This is a genomic window from Rhodococcus sp. CX (genome assembly GCF_015865005.1).
Taxonomy (GTDB): Bacteria; Actinomycetota; Actinomycetes; order Mycobacteriales; family Mycobacteriaceae; genus Rhodococcus.
Genome location: NZ_JADZGH010000244.1, coordinates 1 through 824, shown reverse-complemented (window position 1 = coordinate 824; position 824 = coordinate 1). Strand labels below are relative to the sequence as shown.

The window sequence follows — 824 nt, the reverse complement described above, 5'->3', positions numbered from 1 at the left end:
TCGCCGCACCGTGCACGGTCAACAGCTTCGTGTCGCTGGCCGAGCAGGGCTATTTCGACGACACACCCTGCCATCGTCTCGTGACCTCACCCGGCCTGCAGGTGCTGCAGTGCGGCGACCCGTCCGGCACCGGCCGGGGCGGCCCGGGCTACGGATTCGACACCGAATACCCGGAGACCGCGTTCGCACCGACCGATCCCGCGCTCTCCCAGCCCGTGGTGTATCCGCGGGGCACCGTCGCGATGGCGAACACCGGGCAGCCCGGCAGCAACGGAAGCCAGTTCTTCCTGGTCTACGAGGATTCGCAGCTTCCGCCGGCGTACACGATCTTCGGCACGATCGACGAGGCCGGTCTCGCGACCATCGAGAAGGTCGCGGCCGCGGGCGACGACGGCTCGATGGGCAGCGTGGGTGGCGGTGCCCCGAACCTGCCGGTGCAGATCGAGACGGTGACCGTCGCGTCCTGAGCACGGTGACATTCCGAGTGCGGTGGCGGGACGGTGCCTTCCGAACGGAAGGCACCGTCCCGTCCGGCTCCCCGGCCGGCTTCCTCTGTGGCCGGTCACCGCACGCCCGGTCCGGGTGCGGGACAACTCCCGCTTCCTGTCCTAACCCCGGCGAATCGGATATCGTGCCGTTGCTGTGACCCCACATCCCTCGACGGTGCCCACCCGCGATCGGACACCCCGCCGCCGCGCGCGCCGGGGCAGCGTGCTGCTCGCCACCGCGATTCTCGCCGCGGGATGCGCGGCCGACAGCGACGCCGCGGGCACCCCGTCGACGACCGCGCTCACCTCGTCCCCCACAGTGACCTCGACCTCGGC

At 71.1% G+C, this 824-nt stretch carries 1 protein-coding gene; it reads left to right on the top strand.

What is annotated here, in order from left to right; all coding sequences use genetic code 11:
* Window positions 1-467 (top strand): peptidylprolyl isomerase (locus I0Q12_RS34010; protein WP_231611512.1); only part of this gene is annotated, 467 nt, incomplete at its 5' end.
* Window positions 468-824: the final 357 nt, after the last annotated feature.